Raw genomic sequence first — 818 nt, 5'->3', positions numbered from 1 at the left:
GCTCGACGCCGTGCCGCGGATCTCGCGCGCGCAGTCGATGGACGTGCTCAGCTCGATGTCGAACATCGCCGGCTACCGCGCGGTGGTCGAAGCGGCGCACGAGTTCGGCCGCTTCTTCGCCGGGCAGGTCACGGCGGCCGGCAAGGTGCCGCCCGCCAAGGTGCTCGTCGCCGGAGCGGGCGTCGCGGGACTCGCCGCGATCGGCGCCGCTTCGAGCCTGGGCGCCGTGGTCCGCGCCACGGATCCGCGGCCCGAGGTCGCCGACCAGGTGCACTCGATCGGCGGCGAGTACCTCGCGGTCGAGGTCGAGGAGCAGATGGAGTCGTCCGACGGCTACGCGAAGGCGACGAGCGAAGCCTACGACCGCCGAGCCGCCGAGATCTACTCCGAGCAGGCCGCAGACGTCGACATCATCATCACCACGGCGCTGATCCCCGGCCGCCCGGCGCCGAAGCTCATCACCGAAGCCGACGTGGCGAGCATGAAACCGGGAAGCGTGATCGTCGACATGGCGGCGAGCATGGGCGGCAACGTCGCCGGCTCCGTCGCGGGCGAGAAAGTCGTGACCGGGAACGGCGTCACGATCCTCGGATACACCGACCTCGCGGGCCGCCTGCCGCAGCAGGCCTCCCAGCTCTACGGCACCAACCTGTACAACCTGCTGAAGCTCGTCACCCCGGGCGAGGACGGCGAGCTCGCTCTCGACACCGACGACATCGTGCAGCGCGCCGTGATGGTCGCGCGCGCCGGCGAGGTCACCTGGCCGCCGCCCCCCGTGCAGGTCTCCGCGGCACCCGCGGCAGCGCCGAAGCCCGAGG

At 72.0% G+C, this 818-nt stretch carries 1 protein-coding gene; it reads left to right on the top strand.

What is annotated here, in order from left to right:
- Positions 1 to 818, top strand: an 818-nt coding sequence (locus ACFPZL_RS13830) for a Re/Si-specific NAD(P)(+) transhydrogenase subunit alpha (protein ID WP_382335972.1), incomplete at both ends; no start/stop codon positions are given.

This window comes from Leucobacter soli, from assembly GCF_042659205.1.
Lineage (GTDB): Bacteria > Actinomycetota > Actinomycetes > Actinomycetales > Microbacteriaceae > Leucobacter > Leucobacter soli.
Note: the sequence above shows the minus strand (reverse complement) of the source record. Positions and strands in the feature narration are given on the sequence as shown.